General features: G+C 55.9%; 19 protein-coding genes and 1 other RNA gene. 14 read left to right on the top strand and 6 right to left on the bottom strand.

What is annotated here, in order from left to right:
• The first annotated feature begins 82 nt into the window (after nt 1–82).
• The gene (gene ilvA, locus HUE57_RS05980; RefSeq protein WP_078484193.1) at nt 83–1,603 is read left to right on the top strand and encodes a threonine ammonia-lyase, biosynthetic; all 1,521 of its coding nucleotides are present in this window, start codon (nt 83–85) and stop codon (nt 1,601–1,603) included.
• A 91-nt stretch (nt 1,604–1,694) separates the two neighbouring features.
• Here ilvA and HUE57_RS05985 read toward each other — a convergent pair whose 3' ends face one another.
• The 5 genes from HUE57_RS05985 to HUE57_RS06005 form a co-directional block, all read right to left on the bottom strand.
• Nucleotides 1,695–2,150: a histidine biosynthesis protein HisIE gene (locus tag HUE57_RS05985; RefSeq protein WP_174672893.1), complete on the bottom strand. Its 456-nt coding sequence runs from the start codon at nt 2,148–2,150 to the stop codon at nt 1,695–1,697.
• A 514-nt stretch (nt 2,151–2,664) separates the two neighbouring features.
• On the bottom strand, nt 2,665–3,267 hold the full coding sequence (locus tag HUE57_RS05990) for a 5-formyltetrahydrofolate cyclo-ligase (RefSeq protein ID WP_078484191.1): 603 nt from the start codon (nt 3,265–3,267) through the stop codon (nt 2,665–2,667).
• A 35-nt stretch (nt 3,268–3,302) separates the two neighbouring features.
• A non-coding RNA gene (ssrS, locus tag HUE57_RS05995) (6S RNA) lies at nt 3,303–3,486 on the bottom strand.
• 68 nt (nt 3,487–3,554) lie between these two features.
• Nucleotides 3,555–3,869: a cell division protein ZapA gene (locus HUE57_RS06000; RefSeq protein WP_078484190.1), complete on the bottom strand. Its 315-nt coding sequence runs from the start codon at nt 3,867–3,869 to the stop codon at nt 3,555–3,557.
• Entirely contained in the window at nt 3,866–4,099 is a 234-nt protein-coding gene (locus HUE57_RS06005; protein WP_236725723.1) for a TIGR02449 family protein, read from the bottom strand. Before HUE57_RS06005 ends, HUE57_RS06000 begins: the two co-directional genes overlap by 4 nt.
• Nucleotides 4,100–4,235: 136 nt before the next feature.
• Here HUE57_RS06005 and HUE57_RS06010 point away from each other — a divergent pair, with 136 nt between their 5' ends.
• The 13 genes from HUE57_RS06010 to HUE57_RS06070 all read left to right on the top strand — a co-directional run bounded on the left by HUE57_RS06010 (nt 4,236) and on the right by HUE57_RS06070 (nt 18,128).
• Complete coding sequence (locus tag HUE57_RS06010; protein WP_078484189.1) at nt 4,236–4,799, top strand: UPF0149 family protein; 564 nt, start codon at nt 4,236–4,238, stop codon at nt 4,797–4,799.
• An 11-nt stretch (nt 4,800–4,810) separates the two neighbouring features.
• Nucleotides 4,811–6,115, top strand: a complete 1,305-nt coding sequence (pepP, locus tag HUE57_RS06015) for a Xaa-Pro aminopeptidase (protein WP_078484188.1) — start codon at nt 4,811–4,813, stop codon at nt 6,113–6,115.
• On the top strand, nt 6,108–7,346 hold the full coding sequence (ubiH, locus tag HUE57_RS06020) for a 2-octaprenyl-6-methoxyphenyl hydroxylase (RefSeq protein ID WP_078484187.1): 1,239 nt from the start codon (nt 6,108–6,110) through the stop codon (nt 7,344–7,346). Before pepP ends, ubiH begins: the two co-directional genes overlap by 8 nt.
• Nucleotides 7,346–8,563 carry a UbiH/UbiF/VisC/COQ6 family ubiquinone biosynthesis hydroxylase gene (locus HUE57_RS06025; RefSeq protein ID WP_078484186.1) on the top strand — a complete coding sequence of 406 codons (1,218 nt, stop codon included), beginning with the start codon at nt 7,346–7,348 and terminating at the stop codon, nt 8,561–8,563. Before ubiH ends, HUE57_RS06025 begins: the two co-directional genes overlap by 1 nt.
• A gap of 116 nt (nt 8,564–8,679) precedes the next feature.
• Complete coding sequence (gcvT, locus tag HUE57_RS06030; protein ID WP_078484185.1) at nt 8,680–9,771, top strand: glycine cleavage system aminomethyltransferase GcvT; 1,092 nt, start codon at nt 8,680–8,682, stop codon at nt 9,769–9,771.
• A 36-nt stretch (nt 9,772–9,807) separates the two neighbouring features.
• Complete coding sequence (gene gcvH / locus HUE57_RS06035; RefSeq protein WP_078484184.1) at nt 9,808–10,197, top strand: glycine cleavage system protein GcvH; 390 nt, start codon at nt 9,808–9,810, stop codon at nt 10,195–10,197.
• An 8-nt stretch (nt 10,198–10,205) separates the two neighbouring features.
• Entirely contained in the window at nt 10,206–11,612 is a 1,407-nt protein-coding gene (gcvPA, locus tag HUE57_RS06040; RefSeq protein ID WP_078484183.1) for an aminomethyl-transferring glycine dehydrogenase subunit GcvPA, read from the top strand.
• 13 nt (nt 11,613–11,625) lie between these two features.
• Nucleotides 11,626–13,083 carry an aminomethyl-transferring glycine dehydrogenase subunit GcvPB gene (gene gcvPB / locus HUE57_RS06045; protein WP_078484182.1) on the top strand — a complete coding sequence of 486 codons (1,458 nt, stop codon included), beginning with the start codon at nt 11,626–11,628 and terminating at the stop codon, nt 13,081–13,083.
• A 3-nt stretch (nt 13,084–13,086) separates the two neighbouring features.
• A complete protein-coding gene (locus tag HUE57_RS06050; protein ID WP_078484181.1) occupies nt 13,087–13,461 on the top strand; it encodes a diacylglycerol kinase in 375 nt (124 codons plus the stop codon).
• A 244-nt stretch (nt 13,462–13,705) separates the two neighbouring features.
• A complete protein-coding gene (locus HUE57_RS06055; protein ID WP_078484180.1) occupies nt 13,706–15,151 on the top strand; it encodes a DUF5666 domain-containing protein in 1,446 nt (481 codons plus the stop codon).
• Between the two features lie 87 nt (nt 15,152–15,238).
• Entirely contained in the window at nt 15,239–16,060 is an 822-nt protein-coding gene (locus tag HUE57_RS06060) for a DUF6502 family protein (RefSeq protein ID WP_078484179.1), read from the top strand.
• A gap of 2 nt (nt 16,061–16,062) precedes the next feature.
• On the top strand, nt 16,063–17,007 hold the full coding sequence (locus tag HUE57_RS06065) for a DUF5666 domain-containing protein (RefSeq protein WP_174672894.1): 945 nt from the start codon (nt 16,063–16,065) through the stop codon (nt 17,005–17,007).
• A 188-nt stretch (nt 17,008–17,195) separates the two neighbouring features.
• Nucleotides 17,196–18,128: a carbohydrate kinase family protein gene (locus tag HUE57_RS06070; RefSeq protein ID WP_078484177.1), complete on the top strand. Its 933-nt coding sequence runs from the start codon at nt 17,196–17,198 to the stop codon at nt 18,126–18,128.
• An 81-nt stretch (nt 18,129–18,209) separates the two neighbouring features.
• On the opposite strand, the gene HUE57_RS06075 is transcribed toward HUE57_RS06070, so the two are convergent.
• Nucleotides 18,210–20,786, bottom strand: coding sequence for a putative bifunctional diguanylate cyclase/phosphodiesterase (locus HUE57_RS06075; RefSeq protein ID WP_078484176.1), 2,577 nt, complete (start codon nt 20,784–20,786; stop codon nt 18,210–18,212).
• Between the last annotated feature and the right edge of the window lie 70 nt (nt 20,787–20,856).

Raw genomic sequence — 20,856 nt, forward strand, 5'->3', positions numbered from 1 at the left:
AAAATTTGCAGTGATGATACCCGTGCCGCCTGGTTATGTCATGCCGCTAGGCAGGGCTGAGAGGAGCTGATAAGTTAGCGACATGAGTGACCGATATATAGAAAAAATACTGAAATCGCGTGTTTATGATGTCGCCTGCGAGACCCCGCTGGACCCTGCGCCGCTGCTTTCAAAACGTCTCAATAATGAGGTGTTGCTAAAGCGAGAGGATCTGCAGCCGGTCTTCTCCTTCAAACTGCGTGGTGCCTATAACAAGATGGCAAACCTGACGCAGAAACAGCGTGAACGAGGTGTGGTCGCAGCATCAGCGGGTAATCATGCGCAGGGTGTCGCGCTCTCGGCAGATAGGCTGGGTATCAAAGCGACGATCGTGATGCCCCGAACCACACCGGGCATCAAGGTGGAAGCGGTCAAACGCCTTGGTGGCAAGGTGGTGCTGCATGGCGATACCTATGATGATGCCTATGAGCATGCTCGCATCATCTCGGATGATAAGGGTGCCTGTTTTATTCACCCCTACGATGATCCAGAGGTGATCGCGGGGCAGGGTACGGTGGCACTCGAGATCATGCGTCAGCATGCGCAGGATATTCACGCCATCTTTGTACCGGTCGGAGGCGGTGGCCTGATTGCTGGCGTGGCGGTGTTCGCCAAGTACCTCAATCCAAAGATTCGTATTATCGGTGTTGAGCCTGAAGAGGCAGCCTGCATGGGTGAGGCGCTCAAGGCGGGCAAACGAGTGGTGCTTGATCAGGTCGGCATCTTTGCCGATGGTGTGGCAGTGAGGCAGGTGGGCAAGGAACCGTTTCGCATTGCCAAGCAGCTGGTCGATTCGGTGATTACCGTAACCACCGATGAGACCTGTGCGGCGATTAAGGATATCTTCGACGATACACGTGCGATCGCCGAACCGGCAGGTGCGCTTGCTCTGGCGGGTCTAAAAAAACATGTCGCCAAGAGCCGGATCACGGGTAAATCACTGGTTGCGATTACCAGTGGTGCCAACATTAACTTTGATCGCCTGCGTCATGTGGCAGAACGGGCCGAGGTGGGTGAGCGGCGAGAGGCGGTACTGGCCGTCACGATTCCAGAACAGCCGGGTAGCTTTCGTAAGTTTTGTAAGGCGATTGGTAAACAGGGCATTACCGAATTTAACTACCGCTATGCTGATGCGAGCAGTGCGCACATCTTTGTAGGTGTGAAACTGGCGAATGCACAGAGCGAAAAGCGTGAATTGATTCAGCGTCTGCGTGATGGGGGTTATCGGGTGCTCGATATGGCCGACAATGAGATGGCCAAGCTGCATATTCGATACATGGTTGGCGGACGATCATCGGGTGTTGAGAACGAGATACTCTATCGATTCCAGTTCCCGGAGCGCCCCGGCGCATTGATGCAGTTTCTAAATCAGATAGGACAGCAGTGGAATATCAGTCTGTTCCACTACCGAAACCATGGTGCTGCCTATGGCCGGGTACTGGTCGGCATTCAGGTGCCTGCTGAGGAGAAGGGCCAATTCCAGGGATTTCTTGATAATCTCGGTTACCCCTATTGGGATGAGAGTGATAACCCGGCCTATAATCTCTTTCTGGGGACGCTCTGAAGCTGTAGTAATGGTTTGTTGCATCAAAAAAGCCCGCGATTGCGGGCTTTTTGTCAGGATAATCGATCAACCTGAAGGGAAGGTGAAGTGATTAACGCTTTTTGGCGCTCTTCTTCTTAGCTGCTTTCTTCTTAGCAGCTACCTTCTTCTTGGCAACCTTTTTCTTAGCCACTTTCTTCTTAGCAGCTACCTTCTTCTTGGCGACCTTTTTCTTAGCCACTTTCTTCTTAGCAGCTACCTTCTTCTTGGCAACCTTTTTCTTAGCCACTTTCTTCTTAGCAACCTTTTTCTTAGCCACTTTCTTCTTAGCAGCTACCTTCTTCTTGGCAACCTTTTTCTTAGCCACTTTCTTCTTAGCAACCTTTTTCTTAGCTACTTTCTTCTTAGCAGCTACCTTCTTCTTGGCAACCTTCCTCTTAGCAGCGGCCTTTCTCTTTGGTGCTGCTTTCTTGGCTACCTTCTTCTTAGCTACTACCTTTTTCTTGGCAGTTACCTTCTTTTTTGCAGTCGCTTTTTTCTTGGAAGCGGCCTTCTTCTTCGTCGCCATTAATCGATCCTCCAATAGTGAAATTCCATTAACGCAATTGAGTATAAACAACTGTTTGCAAAATGCTAGTTGTCGAATGTGGTTAATAAGGCCTCTGTTTGACTCGCTCTGTGGTGCGGTTTCTTAATGGCTAAGCTCGCATCATTGTTGGTCTCTGTGTGTGTGGTTTGTTGGCTCGTGTGGTAAGTGTTGGCAAGGGGAAGGGTGGTTGTTTCGTGCTTGTATAGTAGTGCGAGAGGTTGGTTGTGATTCGGTTCTGATAGCGATGAGCGGTTGTTGGTTATGTTGTCTTATACGTAGCAGTGCTTGAGATGTGTTTGGAGGTTCTGTGTGCGTTGTTGCTGTGAGGTTGAGATGAAAATATGAGTGGTGAAATGAATTTGCGCAAAAGTGTGTATGAATGTTTGTAAGGGGTTGTTTGTTTGTTGGCAGTAAATGCTATTGCTGGATGATGGCGAAGATGGTTATGAAGAGAATGAGTGATCGATGTTGACGAGTCGTTGTGCTTGGTTGTTTAGTCGAAGAGTGCAACGCCTTGTTCGGTTGCTATGCCTGCTAGTGGTACATCCCACTCCTGATGAGGAAGTGTGTTGATCTGTTGGCAGGCAAATGCAAAGCCAAGCAGTCTTGGTTTCTGCCAGTGACGACGGTGGTGTAGAAAGGCGAAAGAGCGATCATAGAAACCGCCGCCCATGCCAAGACGGTTGCCATTGTTGTCAAAGCTGACCAGCGGTGTCAGTACCAGATCGAGTGTGTGGATTGAGATCATCTGCGAGCGTGAGACCACTGGCTCGGCGATACCAAATCGATTGGCTCGTAGCAGTGAGTGCGGGTGGTAGGGGGCAAAGTCGAGTCGGTTGGCGCGATTGGGTGCTAGAACCGGCAGGAACAGGTTCTTGTCACAGCGACGGGCAATTGCAGCCAGAGGTGCCGGGTCTATCTCGCCGTCGTTGGCCAGATAGATGGCGATATTGCGGCTGCGTTTAAAGATCTGATGTGAGGCGATTGTCGCGGCGGCCTGACGACTATGCTGGGCACGAAGTTCGGGGGTGATTGCAAGACGCCGTTTACGGATCTCGCGGCGGATGTCGGCACGCGTCGCGTTGGGCTCTGTCATGCTGGAGTGGTTCGATCCGATCGATTAATTAGGAGGCACCTCCCACCAATGCCGTTGTGGACACTTGCCCTTGAACCAGAAGGTTCAGGTGGGGACGGCTGTGAGCGTTCAGGCTCTCCGCACGTAACGGATATGCACAACGCACCCGACAGTAGTATCCCCGGGCATATAAATAGGCTCAAGAGATCTTAGGTCCACTCACGAACACAGCAGGAGGTGCCGAAAGCTTCTAAGGGTAAAGCGTAGCGGAAAACGATGGAGTGGGAAAGTGTTGCGGTTGCAGGGAACTAGAGTTCCATCTGTTTGTTGTGATTCAGAGCGACTTCGATCTTGTCCTGAATCTGTTTGATACGGCTATGCAGAGTCTTGTCGACACCTTCGAGCTGTTTCTGGCAGCTGAGTAGTTCATGGGCGATGTTAAGTGCGGCCATCACGGCAATGCGATCAGCGCCGATCACCTTGCCACCACGACGAATCTCGAGCATCTGTTCGTTAAGGTAGCGTGAGGAAGCGAGCAGCTCTTCGCGCTCGTTGTCGGCGCAGGAGACTCGATACTCTTTGTCGAGGATCTTGACGGTAACGGGGCTACTCTTTTCGCTCATACGGAGTTTTCCATCGCCTTAAGTCGAGTGACGATGGTCTCTACGCGCGAACGAGCCTGATCACCCTTCTCGCGCAACTCATCGCGCTCGGTGCTGAGCAGATCGTTCTCTTTGCGCAGCACATAGTTCTCTTCGTTGAGTCGTTCACAGGTGCCGATCAGGTCGTCGAGCCACTGCTCCAGGCGCTGAAGGTCCATCTCAAGATTGGTTGCGGGTGTCTTGCCAGTCATCGGCCCAATATAAGACGGTGTGGGAACAGGGTCAATGTCGCTCGGTTCCGACCTAAAGGTGGCGATGCTAATATAGTCGCCTATTGTCTATTTAAACCCTCTCTTAATACTTCAAATCAGGTCGATACAACTTCAAATGAGCGAACAACAATCTCCAGATTTCGACAGCATTGATGATGCGCTACAACGTGTCGGTGCGCCTATGGGGGCAGCCGAATCACACGGACTGCTGTGTGGCATGATCTGTGGCCAGGGCCACGGTAATCGTCGTGGTTGGGGGGAGCAGGTGCTCGATGAGGTCGATATGAACAACCTACTGGTTAAGGAGTGTGATGGTCTACTCGATCAGCTTTTCGAGCAGACTCAGCAGCAGCTCAACGATACGGTGCTCGAGTTTGCGCTGTTTCTGCCTGTGGAGGGTGATGTGATCTCAATCCGGGTCGAGGCATTGGCGGAGTGGTGTCAGGGTTTCCTCTACGGCTTTGGCATCGCCGGTGGCAACAAGGCTGAATCGATGCCCGATGATAGTCGTGATCTCTTGCGTGACATCGCTGAGATTTCCCGTGCGGCGATCGATGATGAGGACGATCCTGAGGTTGATGAGTCCGCCTATACCGAGCTGGTTGAGTATCTGCGTATGGGGGTACTTCTGATGAATGAAGAACTCCATCCAATTAAAGCCCCTGCACGTCTGCAGTAGGTCGAGTCACTATGAGTCCAAAAGAGTTTGTTCGCCGTCGTAAGCATCTGATGTCGATGATGGGTGAGGGCGCGATAGCGCTACTGCCTGCTGCACCGGTGCAGATTCGTAACCGCGATGCGGAGCATCACTATCGCCAGGATAGCGACTTCATGTATCTGACCGGCTTCCCTGAGCCTGAGGCAGTATTGGTGCTGATTCCGGGTCGCAAACAGGGGCAGTGCATCCTCTTCTGTCGTGAACAGGATCCCAGTATGACGCTCTGGAATGGACCGATGGCGGGGCTGGAGGGTGCGGTAGAGAGTTACGGCGCCGATGATGCGTTCCCCATTAGTGATCTTGATGAGATTCTGCCGGGGCTGCTCGAGGAGCGTGAGACGGTCTGTTACACCATGGGCGCACGTCCTGACTTCGATCAACGTGTCATGGGTTGGGTCAACCAGGTGCGCAGCAAATCGCGCTCTGGTGTGCACGCGCCCGAGGAGTTTGTCTCGCTCGATCACCTGCTGCATGAGCTACGACTGTTTAAGAGCCGCGCCGAGCTGAAGGCGATGCGTGAGGCGGCCACTATCTCGGTTAAGGCGCATAAACGCGCGATGAAGATCTGTAAGCCGGGCATGTATGAATATGAGATTGAGGCGGAGTATCTACACGAGTTTCGTCGTCACAACAGCGTACCGGCCTACAGCTCGATTGTTGGCGGTGGTAACAACGGCTGTGTGCTCCACTATGTCGATAACCGCGATGAACTCCGCGATGGTGATCTGCTACTGATTGATGCTGCAGCTGAGGTGGAGTGTTATGCCGCTGACATTACCCGCACCTTCCCCGTTAATGGAAAATTTTCTCCGGCTCAGCGTGCACTCTACGAGGTTGTGCTCGATGCACAGCTAGCGGCGATTAAGGCGGTCAAGCCTGGCAACCATTGGAACGATCCACACGATGCTACGGTGAGGGTAATTACCGAAGGACTGCTCAAACTCGGGCTGCTCAAGGGCAAGCTCGATAATATGATTGAGAGTGAGGCCTACAAACGTTTCTATATGCACCGTGTCGGCCACTGGCTCGGCATGGATGTGCACGATGTGGGTGACTATAAGATTGGTGACGAGTGGCGCATGCTCGAGCCCGGCATGGTGCTGACCATCGAGCCGGGCATCTATATTCCAATCGGCAGTAAAGGCGTGGCGAAAAAGTGGCAGGGAATCGGTATCCGTATCGAGGATGATGTGGTGGTGACCAAGGATGGTCATCTGGTGCTGAGTGAGAAGGCTCCGAAACACGTCGATGAGATTGAGGCATTGATGAATGGTTGAAACGCAGAACAGCTACGATGTGGTGATTGTTGGCGGAGGGCTGGTCGGTATTGCACTCGCCTGCGCACTGGGTGATCAACCACTACGTGTTGCGGTTATTGAAGCGCTGCCGTTCGAAACCAACCGTAGCGCAAGCTACGACGATCGCACCATCGCGCTCGCCTACGGTGCGCGTCCTATCTTTGAGGCGATGGGCGTCTGGCAGCAGCTGGCTGCTGATGTCACTGCCATTAAACGAATCCATATCTCCGATCGAGGTCACTTTGGTGCGGCGCGACTCGACTGTAACGATGTCGGTTGCGAGGCGCTGGGCTATGTGGTGCCGAGTCGTTGCATGGGTGAGGTGTTGATGGCGCGGGTGGCACAGTTCGATAATGTTGAGCTGCTCTGCCCAGCACGGGTGACCTCGCTAGAGCAGGATGAACACGCTGCCACCATTGTGATCGAACGCGAGGGTGAACAGCAGATGCTACGGAGCGGGCTGCTGGTGGTGGCCGACGGAACCCACTCGGCGATTCGCGAACAGCTGCAGGTAGCGGTAGATCGTCACGACTACGGACAACGCGGTGTTATCGCCAACGTCACCCCATCACGTCACCACGACAACGTCGCCTTCGAACGCTTTACCGATAGTGGGCCGATGGCGATGCTGCCGATGGATGAGAGCCGCTGTGCACTGGTCTGGACCGTGAGTGAGGCGCGTGCCGATGAGCTGCTGACGCTTGATGACGAAGCCTTTCTGGCTGAACTGCAGGATCGTTTTGGTAACCGCCTGGGACGCTTCGAGAAGGTCGGCAATCGTGCGGCGCACTCGCTGATGCAGATCGTCGCCCAGGAGCAGGTGCGTGATCGGTTGGCGCTGATCGGTAATGCGGCCCATACACTCCATCCCGTTGCTGGGCAGGGATTTAATCTCGGTCTGCGTGATGTTGCGGTACTGGCCGATCTGATCAACACGGCTGCTGTCAGTGGTGAGGATGTTGGTTCAGCCACGCTGCTGGCAGATTACGCCGAGTGGCGCCGCAACGATCAGCGCTACATCATCGGATTTACCGATTCACTGGTGCGCCTCTTTGCCAGTCCACTGCTTCCGATCAAGGCGGCGCGTAGCGCCGGGCTGGTTGCGCTCGATCTACTGCCACCGCTGAAGCGCTGGCTGACACGCCACGCGATGGGCCTGGGTGGAAAGCTGCCGCGCCTCTCGCGTGGTCTGCCACTGCAGGAGAAGTAATGCAGAACGAATACGATGTGGCGATTATCGGTGGCGGCATGGTCGGCTCCGCACTCGCCTGCGCACTCGGTGGCAGCAGGCTGCGCGTGGCCGTTGTTGAGAAGTTTCCCGCCGATGCCAGCTGGTCAGCCGAGTCGGTTGATCTTCGCGTCTCGGCGATTACCCGCGCTTCACAGCATATCTTCGAGGCGCTCGGCGCCTGGCAGGGGATGGCCGAGCGGCGCATTAGCCCCTACACCGATATGGAGGTGTGGGATGCGATGGGTGGTGCCTCGATCCACTTCGATGCGGCCGAGGTGGGGCAGCCTTACCTGGGACACATCATCGAGAACCGGGTGATTCAACTCGCGCTCTGGGAGCGTCTTGAATCGATCGATAACGTCACTCGTATCTTCCCTGCTGGACTCGAGAGCTTTGAGGTTGATGGTGAGGGTGTCGATCTCCTACTCGATAACGGTGAGCGGCTACGCAGCAAACTGATTGTCGGTGCCGATGGTGCTAATTCGAAGGTGCTGGAGATCGCCGGTAGTAGCGTCGGTGGCTGGATGTATGACCAACATGCGCTGGTCGCCACGGTGCGTACCGAACACTCCCACCTCAACACCGCCTGGCAGCGTTTTCTGCCCGAGGGTCCGCTCGCCTTCCTGCCGATTTCAGATGGACGTGCCTCAATCGTATGGAGCTGTCGGCCCGAGCGTGCAGAGGCTCTGGCCGAACTCGATGAGGCGAGCTTCTGCAAAGCGCTGGGTGAGGATATCGATCACCGACTGGGCCAGATTACAGCGGTTGAGGGACGTGGTGTCTACCCGCTGCGTCTGCGCCACGTTGATCACTACGTGCATCCACGCGTCGCGCTGGTTGGTGATGCCGCTCACTCGATTCATCCGCTGGCGGGGCAGGGCGTAAATATCGGTCTGCTCGATGCGGCATCGTTGGCTGAGGTGGTGCTGCAGGGCGTCGAGCAGCGGCGCGATATCGGTGAGGTGGCGCTGCTGCGTCGTTATGAGCGCTGGCGCAAGGGGCAGAACCTGCTGATGATGGGTTCGATGGACGCCTTTAAACGAAGCTTTGGCAGCCAGCAGGCACCGATACGGTTGGCGCGTAATCTGGGGCTCGCCATCGCCGATCGCATTACCCCGCTGAAGAGCGCAATTATGCGCCGTGCGATGGGGCTCGGTGGTGATCTGCCCAAATTGGCGCAGCCGCCGCGCTACTGATTTCAGCTATCCCAGTAACCTGATTAGGGTTATTGGACCTCGTCGAAAACAATCCCTACTATACGGCTCGGGTACTCGACCCCTGACCGATACATTGAGATAAACAGGAACAGTTCATGACGCAGAGAACAGCACTCTATGAGCAGCACCTCGCCGTGGGCGGCAAGATGGTCGACTTCGCCGGTTGGGAGATGCCGATCAACTATGGTTCACAGATTGAGGAGCACCACCAGGTGCGTCGCGATGCGGGTGTCTTCGATGTCTCGCACATGGTTGTGGTCGATCTGAAGGGGTGTGAGGCGGGTGACTACCTGCGCAAACTGCTCGCCAATGATGTGAGCCGTCTTAAAGAGAGCGGTAAGGCGCTCTACAGCTGCATGCTCAACGATGAGGGTGGGGTGATCGACGATCTGATTGTCTACTACATCAACGACGCCTACTACCGCGTGGTGGTCAACGCCGCCACCCGTGACAAGGACCTGAAGTGGATGCGCGCCAAGCTCGGCAGCATGGCGGTCGATCTGAATGAGCGTAGCGATCTGGCGATGGTCGCAGTGCAGGGGCCCAATGCCCGTGCCAAGGCGCTGCCGCTGCTGCCCAAGGCGGGACGTGAGGCGGCCGAGGCGCTGGCGCGCTTCTTCGGTGTTGAGTGTGGCGACTGGTTTATCGCCCGCACCGGTTACACCGGGGAGGATGGTTTCGAGATCATGCTGCCCGAGAGTGAGGTGAGTGGTTTCTGGCAGGCGCTGCTCGATGCAGGTGTCGCACCGACCGGACTCGGTGCGCGCGACACGCTACGCCTTGAAGCCGGCATGAACCTCTACGGCACCGATATGGATGAGACCACCTCACCGCTGGAGTCGGGTCTGAAGTGGACCGTGGCGATGGAGCCCGCTGAGCGCGACTTTATCGGTCGTAGTGCGCTGGAGGCCGCCGCGCCGGAGCGCAAGCTGGTCGGATTGGTGCTGGAGGCGAAGGGTGTGCTGCGTGGTCATCAGCGTATTGAGGTTGAGGGGGGAGGCGAGGGTGAGATCACCAGCGGCAGCTTCTCGCCGACGCTCGGTGTCTCAATCGCCTTCGCCCGTGTCCCCGCCGCGACCGGCGCCTCGTGCACGGTAGAGATTCGTGGCAAAATGTTGCCCGCCCGAGTGGTCAGGCCACCCTTCGTACGCGATGGCAAGGCGTGTATTGAGCTGCCGGGTAATTAACTAATAACTAACACAACAGAATTTTGAGAGGACGTCATGAGTAACGTGCCAGCCGAACTGAAATACGCCAAGAGCCATGAGTGGGTTCGCAAGAATGATGATGGCAGCATCACCGTCGGAATTTCCGAGCATGCCCAGGAGCTGCTAGGCGATATGGTCTACGTTGAGGTGCCCGAGGTGGGTAACAGCGTTGAGGCCGAAGAGGCGTGTGCCGTGGTTGAGTCGGTCAAGGCCGCTTCTGATATCTACAGCCCCGTTGCGGGTGAGGTAGTAGAGGTTAATGAAGCACTCGACGGCGCACCTGAGCTGATCAACAGCTCACCCTACGATGAGGGTTGGATCATGCGTCTGCAGCCTGCCGATATGGCCGACGTCGATGCACTGCTCGATGCCTCAGCCTACGAGACCCAGATCAGCGAAGAGTAATCCCCGTTATGCCATTTATCCCCCACACTGAGGCGGAGGTGCGCGAGATGCTCTCCGCCATCGGCGTCTCCGATATCGAAACGCTGTTTGATGAGATCCCTGCCGATCTTCGTGTCGCCACACCCGAGTCGATCCCCGCCGCTCTGAGCGAGATGGAGTGCTCACGGTTGATGGGCGATCGCGCTGCGCAGGATGGACGTCCACTCAGCTTTATCGGTGCCGGTGCCTATGAGCACCATATCCCTGCCGTGGTGTGGGAGTTGGCAACACGCGGCGAGTTCTATACCGCTTACACTCCTTATCAGGCCGAGGCGAGTCAGGGCACGCTGCAGCTACTCTATGAGTTCCAGTCGATGCTGACCCAGCTCACCGCGTTGGAGGTGGCTAACGCTTCGCTCTACGATGGTGCCTCGGCGCTGGCCGAAGCGGTATTGATGGCGGTACGTGCCAACCGTAAATCGAAATCGAAGAAGATTCTGATGCCAGCCACCGTTCATCCGCACTACCGTGCTACGGTCGATGCGATTGTGCGCAATCAGGGTATCGAACTGGTCGATCTCCCCTACTGCAGCGATGGGGGCAACACGCTGCGCGACTCGCTGAGCCAGTACGAGGGTGAGGACTTCGCCGCACTGATCATCCCGCAGCCCAACTTCTTCGGTGCGCTGGAGGCGGTCGACGAGCTGACCGACTGGGCGCATGCCAACAAGATGCTTGTGATTGGTGTGGTCAACCCGCTGGCGCTGGCGCTGCTCACCCCACCCGGTGAGTGGGGCGAGAGCGGTGCTGATATCGCTGTCGGTGAGGGGCAGCCGCTCGGCATTCCGCTCTCCTCGGGCGGTCCCTACTTCGGTTTCATGTGCGCCAAGCAGGCCTACGTGCGACAGATGCCGGGGCGTATTGTCGGTCGTACCGTTGATATCGAGGGCAAGGAGGGTTTCACCCTCACCCTGCAGGCGCGCGAGCAGCATATCCGTCGCTCCAAGGCGACCTCGAACATCTGTACCAACCAGGGTCTGATGACCACGGCGGCGACGATTCACATGGCGCTGGTCGGAGGTGAGGGCATGCGCAGGACTGCTGCGGCATCGCACGCCAATACCGCGATGCTGGTTGAGAAGCTGGCGGCTGTTGAGGGTGTAGAGAAGATCTTCAATCGCCCCTTTTTCCACGAGGTGGTGCTGCGTTTCGAACCCAAACTGAAACCAATTCTGCGTGCCCTTGAGGCGCAGAACCTGCTCGGCGGTTATCTGCTTGAGGAGCACTATCCGGAGCTGGAGAACTGTCTGCTGGTCTGCGTCACCGAGACCAAGAGCGAGGGCAATATCACCAAGTTCGCCGAGAACATCGCACGTATTATCGAGCGCCAGGGCGGACCGATCTGTACCAAGCTAAGACCGAAGGAGCCGCTCTAGCGGGAGATGCCAGATGTTGATATTTGAACACTCCCGTAGCGGAGCACGCGCTGCAGCACAGGCACCGCTCGAAGCGGTTGCGGTCACCGATATTCCTGCTGAGATGCTGCGTAAGCAGCCACCGGCGCTGCCCGAGGTTTCGGAGATGGAGGTGGTGCGCCACTACACGCGCCTGTCGCAGAAGAACTTCTCGATCGATACACACTTCTATCCGCTCGGCTCCTGCACCATGAAATACAACCCGCGCGCCTCTAACCGGCTCGCAATGTTGCCCGGCTTCTTGGGACGCCACCCGCTGGCACCGGAGTCGTTTGGTCAGGGCATCCTCGCCTGTCTGCACGATCTGCAGGAGATACTTAAGGATGTCACCGGTATGCAGGCGGTCTCGCTGACCCCGGCGGCCGGTGCGCAGGGTGAGTTTGCCGGTGTGGCGATGATTCGCGCCTATCACGATGCCCGTGAGGATAGTGAACGGTGTGAGATTCTGGTGCCCGATGCGGCACACGGCACCAATCCTGCCACCGCAGTGATGTGCGGTTACAAGGTGCGTGAGATACCAACCGATAGTCATGGTGATGTCGATATCGAGGCGCTGCGTGCGGCGGTTGGTCCTCAGACTGCCGGTATTATGCTGACCAACCCCTCAACGCTCGGTGTCTTCGAACAGAAGATCACCGAGATCGCAGGCATCGTGCATGAGGCGGGCGGGTTGCTCTACTACGATGGTGCCAATCTCAACGCAATCCTCGGCAAGGTACGCCCCGGTGATATGGGTTTTGATGTCATTCACCTCAATCTGCACAAGACCTTCTCCACCCCGCACGGCGGTGGTGGACCGGGCGCGGGTCCGGTTGGCGTTAGCGAACGACTGATCCCCTATCTGCCGGTGCCGATGGTTGAGCGTGAGGGTGAAAACTACCGCCTGCTGACCGAGAAGGATTGTCCCGATACCATCGGTCGACTCTCTGCCTTTATGGGTAATGTGGGTGTGCTGCTGCGTGCCTACGTCTACGCGCGCATGGTCGGGCGCGAGGGGATGGAGCGGGTGGCCGAGTACGCCACGCTCAATGCCAACTATATGCTGGCTAAGCTGAGCGAGGCCGGTTTTGAACTCGCCTTTCCCGATCGTCGTGCCACACACGAGTTTATCATCACCCTGCGCAAGGAGGCGAAGGAGCTCAACGCCACGGCGATGGATTTTGCCAAGCGGTTGCTCGATCACGGCTTCCATGCGCCGACGACCTACTTCCCACTACTAGTTCCGGAGTGTCTGCTGATCGAACCGACCGAGTCGGAGTCGAAGGAGGCGGTCGATGGTTTCATTGCGGCGATGACTACGATCCGTGAAGAGGCACAGCAGAATATCGATACCCTTAAAGAGGCGCCCCACACCCTGCCGGTTCGGCGTCTCGATGAGGTGCGTGCGGCTCGCGAGCTCGACCTCGCCTGGAAACCGGCCAGCGAGAGCTGATCGATGGCGGGCGGGACCGGACAGGGGTGGCGACGACTGATCAATGCCAGTCGCTATTCGGCCCAGGGACTGCGTGCCGCCTGGCAGAATGAGGCCGCTTTTCGTCAAGAGCTGATCGCCTCCATTGTTTTGATCCCTGTTGCTCTCTGGCTCGGTACCACCGCGCTGGAGCGCAGTGTGCTGGTCGGCTCGCTGCTGCTGGTCTGGATCGTTGAGCTGGTCAACTCCGCCATTGAGGCGGTGGTTGATCGTACCGGTACGGAGCGTCACGAGCTCTCGGGGCGCGCCAAGGATATTGGCTCTGCGGCGGTGATGATCGCGCTTATCAATGTGGCTGTGATCTGGTTGCTCTTCCTGTTGGAGCGTTTCGCTGCATAACTCGCGTTCGGGTGAGGCTCTCTCCCGTGCGATTCTCTATTTCCATCGCCGTTTCTGGCGAGAATTTAATCAATCGCTCTGTCCCTCAAGGCCAAATTCTTTGATTTGAGGAAACCTCGACACGGTCACAGATTTGCACATGCTCCCTTGATTTGTTATCTATATGGGAAAATAATCCCAATTAGGCGGCTAGGTAGGCGCTCACATTGGCAGGCAATAAATCGCAATACCAGGGGGAAGGGATATGAAACCACGTAATGCAGCGCTTAGCGCAGCCGTAATGACGGCACTACTCGGATTGACCGCCTGCGGTGGCGGCAGCTCATCGGGAACCGCAGCCAGTGGTGGGGCTACCACCACGGTGTCGGGTGTGATTACCGGCTTTGGTAGCGTCTACGTGAATGGCGTGCGCTATCCCACTACAGGATCCACTATCACTATGGATGATGCTCCGGTGGGTGATGACACCGCGCTGGCTCAGGGCATGGTGGTCACGCTTGAGGTCAATGAGAGCGGTGAGGCGGAGAGCATCGAGTATGACGATGAGCTGGAAGGGCTGGTTCAGGCCAATAATGTGGCGGCAAGTGGCACGCTGACAGTGATGGGTATGACGGTCAATATCACCGACTCCCGTCTGGTCTATGATGCCAACGACTCCGGCTTCGCGACACTTGAGGATATCCCTGGTGATTCGACCGTCTCGGTGGAGGTGAGTGGTTACTCCGATGGTAGCGGTGTGATCTATGCAACCCGCGTGGAGGTGAAGGATGACGATTGGAATATCGGTGATAGTGAGCTCGAGATCAAAGGCATTATCACCTCACTCGATGCTGGTGCCACAACCTTCTCCATCGGTACTCAGGTGGTGAATTACGCCACTGCCACACTGCCCTCGACAACCTTGGCTGACGGCCTCTATGTCGAGGTGAAGAGCGAAGATGGCTTTAACGGCAGCAGTGAGCTAATCGCCAGTGAGATCGAGATTGAAGATGATGGTGATATGGATTTTGACGGTGAAGATGGTGATGAGGTAGAGATTCGCGGTGTCATCACCGAGGGTACCAATGAGGGTGATCCAGAGCAGTTCCGGGTTAACGGTCAGTTGGTAGAGATCAGTGGTGCGACCGTGTTTGAAGACGGTTTTACCTTTGCCGATCTGGTCGCCGGTGTCACTGTTGAGGTCGAGGGCGAGCTCAATGCCGATGGCATGTTGCTCGCAGCAGAGGTGGGTCTCGAAGAGGAAGATGAGGATGGTGAGACCGAGATCAAGGGCGTTGTTGAAGCGGTCGATGCAGGGGCGGGTTCGGCGATCATGGTGATGGATATCACGGTGCTGGTGGAGAGTAATACCGTGTTTGTCGATGAGCGCGACGAAGAGCACCTCTTCAATCTGGATATGATCGTCAGCGAACTTGAAGGCACGGGCGATATGGTCGAGATGGATCTCTACTGGAACGCGAGTGAGGAGATTTTTGTCGCTACCAAGATCGAACGTGTCGAGGATGATGGTGAGTCCGAGGTGGAGGGTGAGGTTACGGCGGTCGATGCGCCCTATATCGTGGTGGCCGGTATCACGGTCGACATCTCGGGTGTGGGTGGGTTCTCACCTATCGTAGGTGACCTTGTTGAGGTCGAAGGTAGTTACGATGCCGGCGTATTGACCGCAACCGAAGGTGAGATTGACGACTAAATTCTCCTTGCGGAAGAGTCAGGGCGTGGTCAGAAGTGATCGCGCCCTGTTCTATTGTGTGGCGTTGATATGGGATAGAATGCCCAAATGAGCGTTGATCTTCACAAGGCGTTAACGGCGGCAGTTCTCAGGCTGTTACGCCCGCTGGTGCGTATTCTGCTACGCAACGGTATCTCCTACGGCGAGTTCACCGATCTATCCAAGCAGGTCTATATCGACGTGGCGGAGAGGGACTTCGTCCTGCCGGGTAAAAAACAGACCGTTTCTCGCATATCAATACTGACTGGGTTGTCGCGCAAGGAGGTTGCACGTATTCAGAAGCTCGACGCCCCGAGTGACCATCTGGCGAAACATAAACATAACCGGGCCGCGCGCGTTATCAGTGGCTGGATGACCGATGAGCGTTTCTCCAGCGAGGAGGAGCCAAGAGTGCTCGACTTCGAAGGCGGACAGGCGAGTTTCAGCGAACTGGTAAAACAGTATAGTGGCGACATGCCGGTGCGTTCGGTCTTCGATGAGATGGAGCGTGTCGGGGCGGTGGCGCGTGATGGTGAGGGACGTGTACATCTCAAGGTGCGCGCCTATACACCGCACGGTGATGAGGCGGGCAAACTCTTTATTCTCGGTAGCGATGCGGCCGATCTGGTAACAACCATCGATCACAATCTGCAAAATAGCGGTGGCGAGCTGCGCTTCCAACGCAAGGTCGCCTACGACAACCTGCCACGCGATGTGATTCCAAAACTACGCAAGTTGGGTGACAAGCGAGCTCAGAATCTGCTGGAAAGTGTGAACCGCTTCCTGGTAGCCCACGATCGCGACATGAATAGTGAGGCGGAGGGAGAGGGGCGTATGCGTGCTGGTTACGCCATCTACTACTTCGAAGAGGATCTTTCCGAAGAGGAATAGTAATGATGGCTATACGACATATCTCATATCTGCTCGCGATCGCACTGGTGACGGTGCTGAGCGCGTGCAATTCCGGCGGCTCGACCAACGTCGCCGAAGGTGGTATCGGTGGTACCGGCATCACCACCTCAGGGCAGATCACGGCATTTGGATCGATCTGGGTGAATGGTATCGAGTTTGAAACCGATTCGGCCTCAATCTTCGTCGAAGGGACAGAGGAGTTTGGAGATGATCAGGATCATCTCGATGAGTGCATGGTCGTAACGGTCGTCGGAACGGTTAATGCCGATGGTGTCAGCGGCACCGCCGATGTCGTCAGATTTGCTGATGAGATGGAGGGGACGGTTGATGCCAATAATGTGGCGGCCAGCAATACTCTGACGGTAATGTCACAGACGGTAACAGTCACTGCCTCAACCTGTTTTGAAGATGATAGCGGTGCTTCCATCGCATCACTTGCCGATATACCGGTCAATGCCGTGGTAGAGGTCAGTGGATTCTCCGATGGGCAGGGCAACATTGTCGCGACTCGGGTTGAGGTTAAAGCGGGTGCCTGGACAGGTGAGGAGCTTGAGTTGAAAGGTGTCGTAGACAATCTCAATACAGGTGCTGAGACTTTTGAGATTGGCGCACTGATCATCGACTACAGCAGTGCGGATCTGAGTGAGCTGGGAGCGACGCCGCTCACCAATGGTCTCTATGTCGAGGTCGAGAGCGAATCAGCAATTGTTGGTGGTGTGATGGATGCAGATGAGGTTGAGCTCGAGGATGAGGATGGTGAGTGGGGCCATGACGGTGATGATGGCGAAGAGTATGAACTCGAAGGTGTCATCAACACCATCATCAACTCTGAGCAGATCGAGGTGAATGGTCAGCTGGTCGATATCAGTGAGTCGCCAGACTATGAGGGGGCGATATCAGTGATCTGTTTGCCGGAGCGGTTGTGACGATTGAAGGTACGTTTGATGCCTTCGGTTTCCTAGTGGCCAGCGAGATTGAGTTCCACTAGCCGGGCTAACATCAATCCTTCAGGAACACCGTTGCGCTGTTTCTGAAGGTTTCTATTCCTTGTCTTGCACCCGTGCTGCGGGTAAGTTGTCCCTCTTCCACTTTGACAACAACAAGGAACCGCTCCATGTCAGCACTGATCTGCGGCTCGATCGCATTCGATACCATCATGGTCTTCCACGACCAGTTCAAGAATCACATCCTGCCCGACAAGGTTCACATGCTGAACATCTCCTTCCTGGTGCCCGATATGCGCCGTGAGTATGGCGGCTGTGCCGGTAACATCGCCTACAACCTGAAGCTGCTCGGTGGTGATCCACTGCCGATGGCAACGGTAGGACGCGATTTCGATCCCTATGGTGAGTGGCTGGAGGATTGCGGTATCGACACCACCCATATGCGGGTGCTGGAGAATACCTACACCGCGCAGGCGTTCATCACCACCGATCAGGACGACAACCAGATCACCGCCTTCCACCCCGGCGCGATGAGCTTCGCCCACGAGAACAGTGTTGCAGATACCGAGGGTGTCACCATCGGTATCGTCGCCCCCGATGGTCGCGACGGCATGATCGAGCACGCGCAGCAGTTTGTAGAGGCGGGTGTTCCCTTTATCTTCGATCCGGGCCAGGGCCTACCGATGTTTGACGGCGAGGATCTGCTCAAGTTTGTCGATCAGGCGACGTGGGTGACGGTCAATGACTATGAGGCACAGCTGCTGGAGGATCGTACCGGCAAGTCGCCACATGAGATCGCCGAGCGGGTAGAAGCGCTGATCATTACCCGTGGTGGTGAGGGTTCGCATATCTACACCGCTGAGAAACGTCTGGAGATCCCCGCCGCCACCGCGTCAGCGATCAGTGATCCAACCGGATGTGGTGATGCCTATCGTGCCGGTCTGCTCTATGGTCTGATGAACGACCTCGACTGGGAGACTACCGGACGTATCGCTTCGCTAATGGGGGCGATCAAGATCTCTCATCACGGAACCCAGAACCACCGCTTCACGATTGATGAGTTCAAGGCGCTCTATGCCAAGGAGTTCTCCAGTAGCTTCTAGGCGCGATCGTTGACACAAAAACGGGCTCTTCGGAGCCCGTTTTTATTGGTGGTCTACTGTCAGGATATTTCGAACAACTGATCAGCTGTGAGCAATGGTACCGATGGTGGTTACCATCTCCGGTGATGGTTTGCCGATGTGATAACCCTGCGCATAGGTAATGCCCGCTTTGCGTACCTCATCCAGCACTTCGGCATCCTCGACAAATTCAGCAATTGAGTAGAGGTTGAGGTCCCCCGCCAGTGCAGAGATTGAGTGGACCAGCGCCAGGTCGCGAGGATCATTTAACATGTTGGCAACGAAGTCTCCTTCGATCTTCACAAAGTCGATCGGGAAACGCTTCAGATAGTGGAAGCTGGAGAAGCCGGAGCCGAAGTCGTCGATTGCCAGCTGGTAGCCATCGCTCTTCAGCTCGTTAACGAATTTCTCCAGCAGGCTCATGTTTTTCACCGTGTCGCGTTCGGTGATCTCGAAGACGATACGATCATGCTCAATGTTGTACTTTTCGGTCAGACGACGAATCTCGGGGATAAAGTCGCTCAGTACCAGCGCGCGTGGCGAGAGGTTAATAAACAGCTTGCCGCCGTAGCCACTCTCCTGCAGTTTGGCGAACGCCTTCTCGATCACGATGATGTCGAGCATATGGATCACACCCATGCGCTCAGCGATCTCGATGAACTCGAAGGCACCCATGATTGTCTCGTCTTCGAGCTGGATACGGCTTAGCACCTCAAAGGCATCGACACGATCTTCCTGTACGTTATAGATCGGCTGGAAGAAGGGGATGATGCGTTTCTGCTGAATCGCATCGTTGATGATCTGGCTCTTCTCGCCAATCTTTTTAAAGACCTCCACCACATCCTGATCGGTAGGAACACCGATGCGGTTTTTGCCCTCGGTCTTCGCCTTGTACATCATGTTATCAGCGAACATGAAGAGATCTTTCCCTTCGGTAGCGTGGGCTGGGTAGGTGGCCAGACCAATGGAAACGGTCGCCTTGGCCGCGCTGCCATCGGGGGCCTCGAGGGTGAGACGGTTGGCGTTCTGCAAGATGCGTTCGCACACGGGTAGGGCGTGCTCCTGATCACTTTCAGGTAGCAATACGACAAACTCATCACCACCGTAACGCGCCAGCACGTCACCGTTTCGCATCGCATCGTCAATGGCGGAGGCAAACTCCTGCAGGAAGCGATCGCCAAAGCTGTGGCCGTAACTGTCGTTGACCGACTTGAAGTTGTCGAGGTCGATGACTAACAGGCTGAAGGCGTAGTCGTGGCGCTCGGCGCGATTGATCTCATAGCCGAGCAGCTCCCAGAAGATGCGCTGGTTATAGAGATCGGTGAGCGGGTCACGGGTGGCGTAGTATTCAAGGTCCTTGGTGTATTTGTAGATTGCCTTAACCGAACCCACCACGTTGAGCAGGGTGGAGAGAATGCTCTCCATTACCAGTATTCGTACCTCATCATCGCCCAGTCCCGACTGCACACCGATACCGACGATGCCGCCGATCTTGGGGGTGTCGACAAATAGTGATTTGGTCTGCAGCTCGATCTGGTCGTTGTCGAGTTCAATGATCTCACCAGCAGGATCGGAGATGTTGTGGTTAATCACCAGGCTGGGGAATGAGGAGAAGCTGGGGTGGTTTTCCAGCGCCTTCTTCACCGCGCGTTCCATTGAGTCGCGGGTCCGTTCTGAGGGGGGTGAGATCCAGAATATCTCCAGATCGAACAGCTCATCATCGACCTTGAAGATGGAGAAGAGGGTGTAGGCATCGATGACGCGATTGATCTCACCAAGCATGGTGCTGACATACTCGCGCCAGTCACGCACTACATCGGAGGTGATGACAAACTTCTCCAGCAGTCGGATCTCAAACTCAAGCAGCTCCTTGTCGACGGCGACCGATTTTAGCTTGGTACCGAGCATTGCGACTTTATGGAAGATGTTGTTGAGTTCAGTGAAACCGAGATCGACCTCGTTGAGATCGATGTTCTTCAGGTCCGAGACGCGGTTGACCTGATCGATATTGGTATCGAGGATGGCCAGTGAGCGGTTGATCCGCTTGTTGAGCATAAAGGCGACCAGCAGCGCCATGATGAAGGGAATGGGGGCGATCAGCGCCAGTGGTGCCAGCAGCTGGCTCTCGGCCTTTGAGAGCAGTGGTGTCAGATCCTGACGAACCTCAATCACGCCGAGAATATTGCCCGTCTTGGCATTGGTGTGGCACTGCAGACATTCATCCTTGGCCGTCAGTGGGTAGCTGTATCGGATGGAGGTGTCACTGACGATGGAGACCGCCTGCCCGCTGCTAAAGGTCTCGTTAATCATCGTGTCGCCCGGTTGGCTTCCGATGGAGCCAAACAGATGGTTGACCAGTTCGCCGCGATAGATGGTGGTGGTGTGGCTGGTTTTGCTCGAGGTCTGCTCAAGAGAGGCGATGAACTCCTCCAGCTGCGCTCGCGACCAGCCCTGACGCATGATCTGGTACATCGCATTGAAGGTGTTGCGCGCCAGTGACTCGGAGCTGGAGATGGCGTTATCGCGAACGGCACTGCTATAGGCGTGGCTGGTGGTGAAATAGAGCCCGACCAGCAGAATCAGCGAGACGAGTAGTGCCGCAGCGAGGATGAATCCCTTGATGGTCTTTAGTGCTTGCATTGATGCGCCACGCTCCCGTCAGCCGCTGTGCGCTAATAGGAAAACTGTAGCGCATAAATTGGCGCTCAAA

The organism is Candidatus Reidiella endopervernicosa, assembly GCF_013343005.1.
GTDB lineage: Bacteria > Pseudomonadota > Gammaproteobacteria.

What these genes read in the sequence shown, in the direction of transcription:
- ilvA (WP_078484193.1), top strand. Translation starts at nt 83, where the DNA reads ATGAGTGACCGATATATAGAAAAAATACTGAAATCGCGTGTTTATGAT.
- HUE57_RS05985 (WP_174672893.1), bottom strand. Translation starts at nt 2,150, where the DNA reads ATGGCGACGAAGAAGAAGGCCGCTTCCAAGAAAAAAGCGACTGCAAAA.
- HUE57_RS05990 (WP_078484191.1), bottom strand. Translation starts at nt 3,267, where the DNA reads ATGACAGAGCCCAACGCGACGCGTGCCGACATCCGCCGCGAGATCCGT.
- HUE57_RS06000 (WP_078484190.1), bottom strand. Translation starts at nt 3,869, where the DNA reads ATGAGCGAAAAGAGTAGCCCCGTTACCGTCAAGATCCTCGACAAAGAG.
- HUE57_RS06005 (WP_236725723.1), bottom strand. Translation starts at nt 4,099, where the DNA reads ATGACTGGCAAGACACCCGCAACCAATCTTGAGATGGACCTTCAGCGC.
- HUE57_RS06010 (WP_078484189.1), top strand. Translation starts at nt 4,236, where the DNA reads ATGAGCGAACAACAATCTCCAGATTTCGACAGCATTGATGATGCGCTA.
- pepP (WP_078484188.1), top strand. Translation starts at nt 4,811, where the DNA reads ATGAGTCCAAAAGAGTTTGTTCGCCGTCGTAAGCATCTGATGTCGATG.
- ubiH (WP_078484187.1), top strand. Translation starts at nt 6,108, where the DNA reads ATGGTTGAAACGCAGAACAGCTACGATGTGGTGATTGTTGGCGGAGGG.
- HUE57_RS06025 (WP_078484186.1), top strand. Translation starts at nt 7,346, where the DNA reads ATGCAGAACGAATACGATGTGGCGATTATCGGTGGCGGCATGGTCGGC.
- gcvT (WP_078484185.1), top strand. Translation starts at nt 8,680, where the DNA reads ATGACGCAGAGAACAGCACTCTATGAGCAGCACCTCGCCGTGGGCGGC.
- gcvH (WP_078484184.1), top strand. Translation starts at nt 9,808, where the DNA reads ATGAGTAACGTGCCAGCCGAACTGAAATACGCCAAGAGCCATGAGTGG.
- gcvPA (WP_078484183.1), top strand. Translation starts at nt 10,206, where the DNA reads ATGCCATTTATCCCCCACACTGAGGCGGAGGTGCGCGAGATGCTCTCC.
- gcvPB (WP_078484182.1), top strand. Translation starts at nt 11,626, where the DNA reads ATGTTGATATTTGAACACTCCCGTAGCGGAGCACGCGCTGCAGCACAG.
- HUE57_RS06050 (WP_078484181.1), top strand. Translation starts at nt 13,087, where the DNA reads ATGGCGGGCGGGACCGGACAGGGGTGGCGACGACTGATCAATGCCAGT.
- HUE57_RS06055 (WP_078484180.1), top strand. Translation starts at nt 13,706, where the DNA reads ATGAAACCACGTAATGCAGCGCTTAGCGCAGCCGTAATGACGGCACTA.
- HUE57_RS06060 (WP_078484179.1), top strand. Translation starts at nt 15,239, where the DNA reads ATGAGCGTTGATCTTCACAAGGCGTTAACGGCGGCAGTTCTCAGGCTG.
- HUE57_RS06065 (WP_174672894.1), top strand. Translation starts at nt 16,063, where the DNA reads ATGATGGCTATACGACATATCTCATATCTGCTCGCGATCGCACTGGTG.
- HUE57_RS06070 (WP_078484177.1), top strand. Translation starts at nt 17,196, where the DNA reads ATGTCAGCACTGATCTGCGGCTCGATCGCATTCGATACCATCATGGTC.
- HUE57_RS06075 (WP_078484176.1), bottom strand. Translation starts at nt 20,786, where the DNA reads ATGCAAGCACTAAAGACCATCAAGGGATTCATCCTCGCTGCGGCACTA.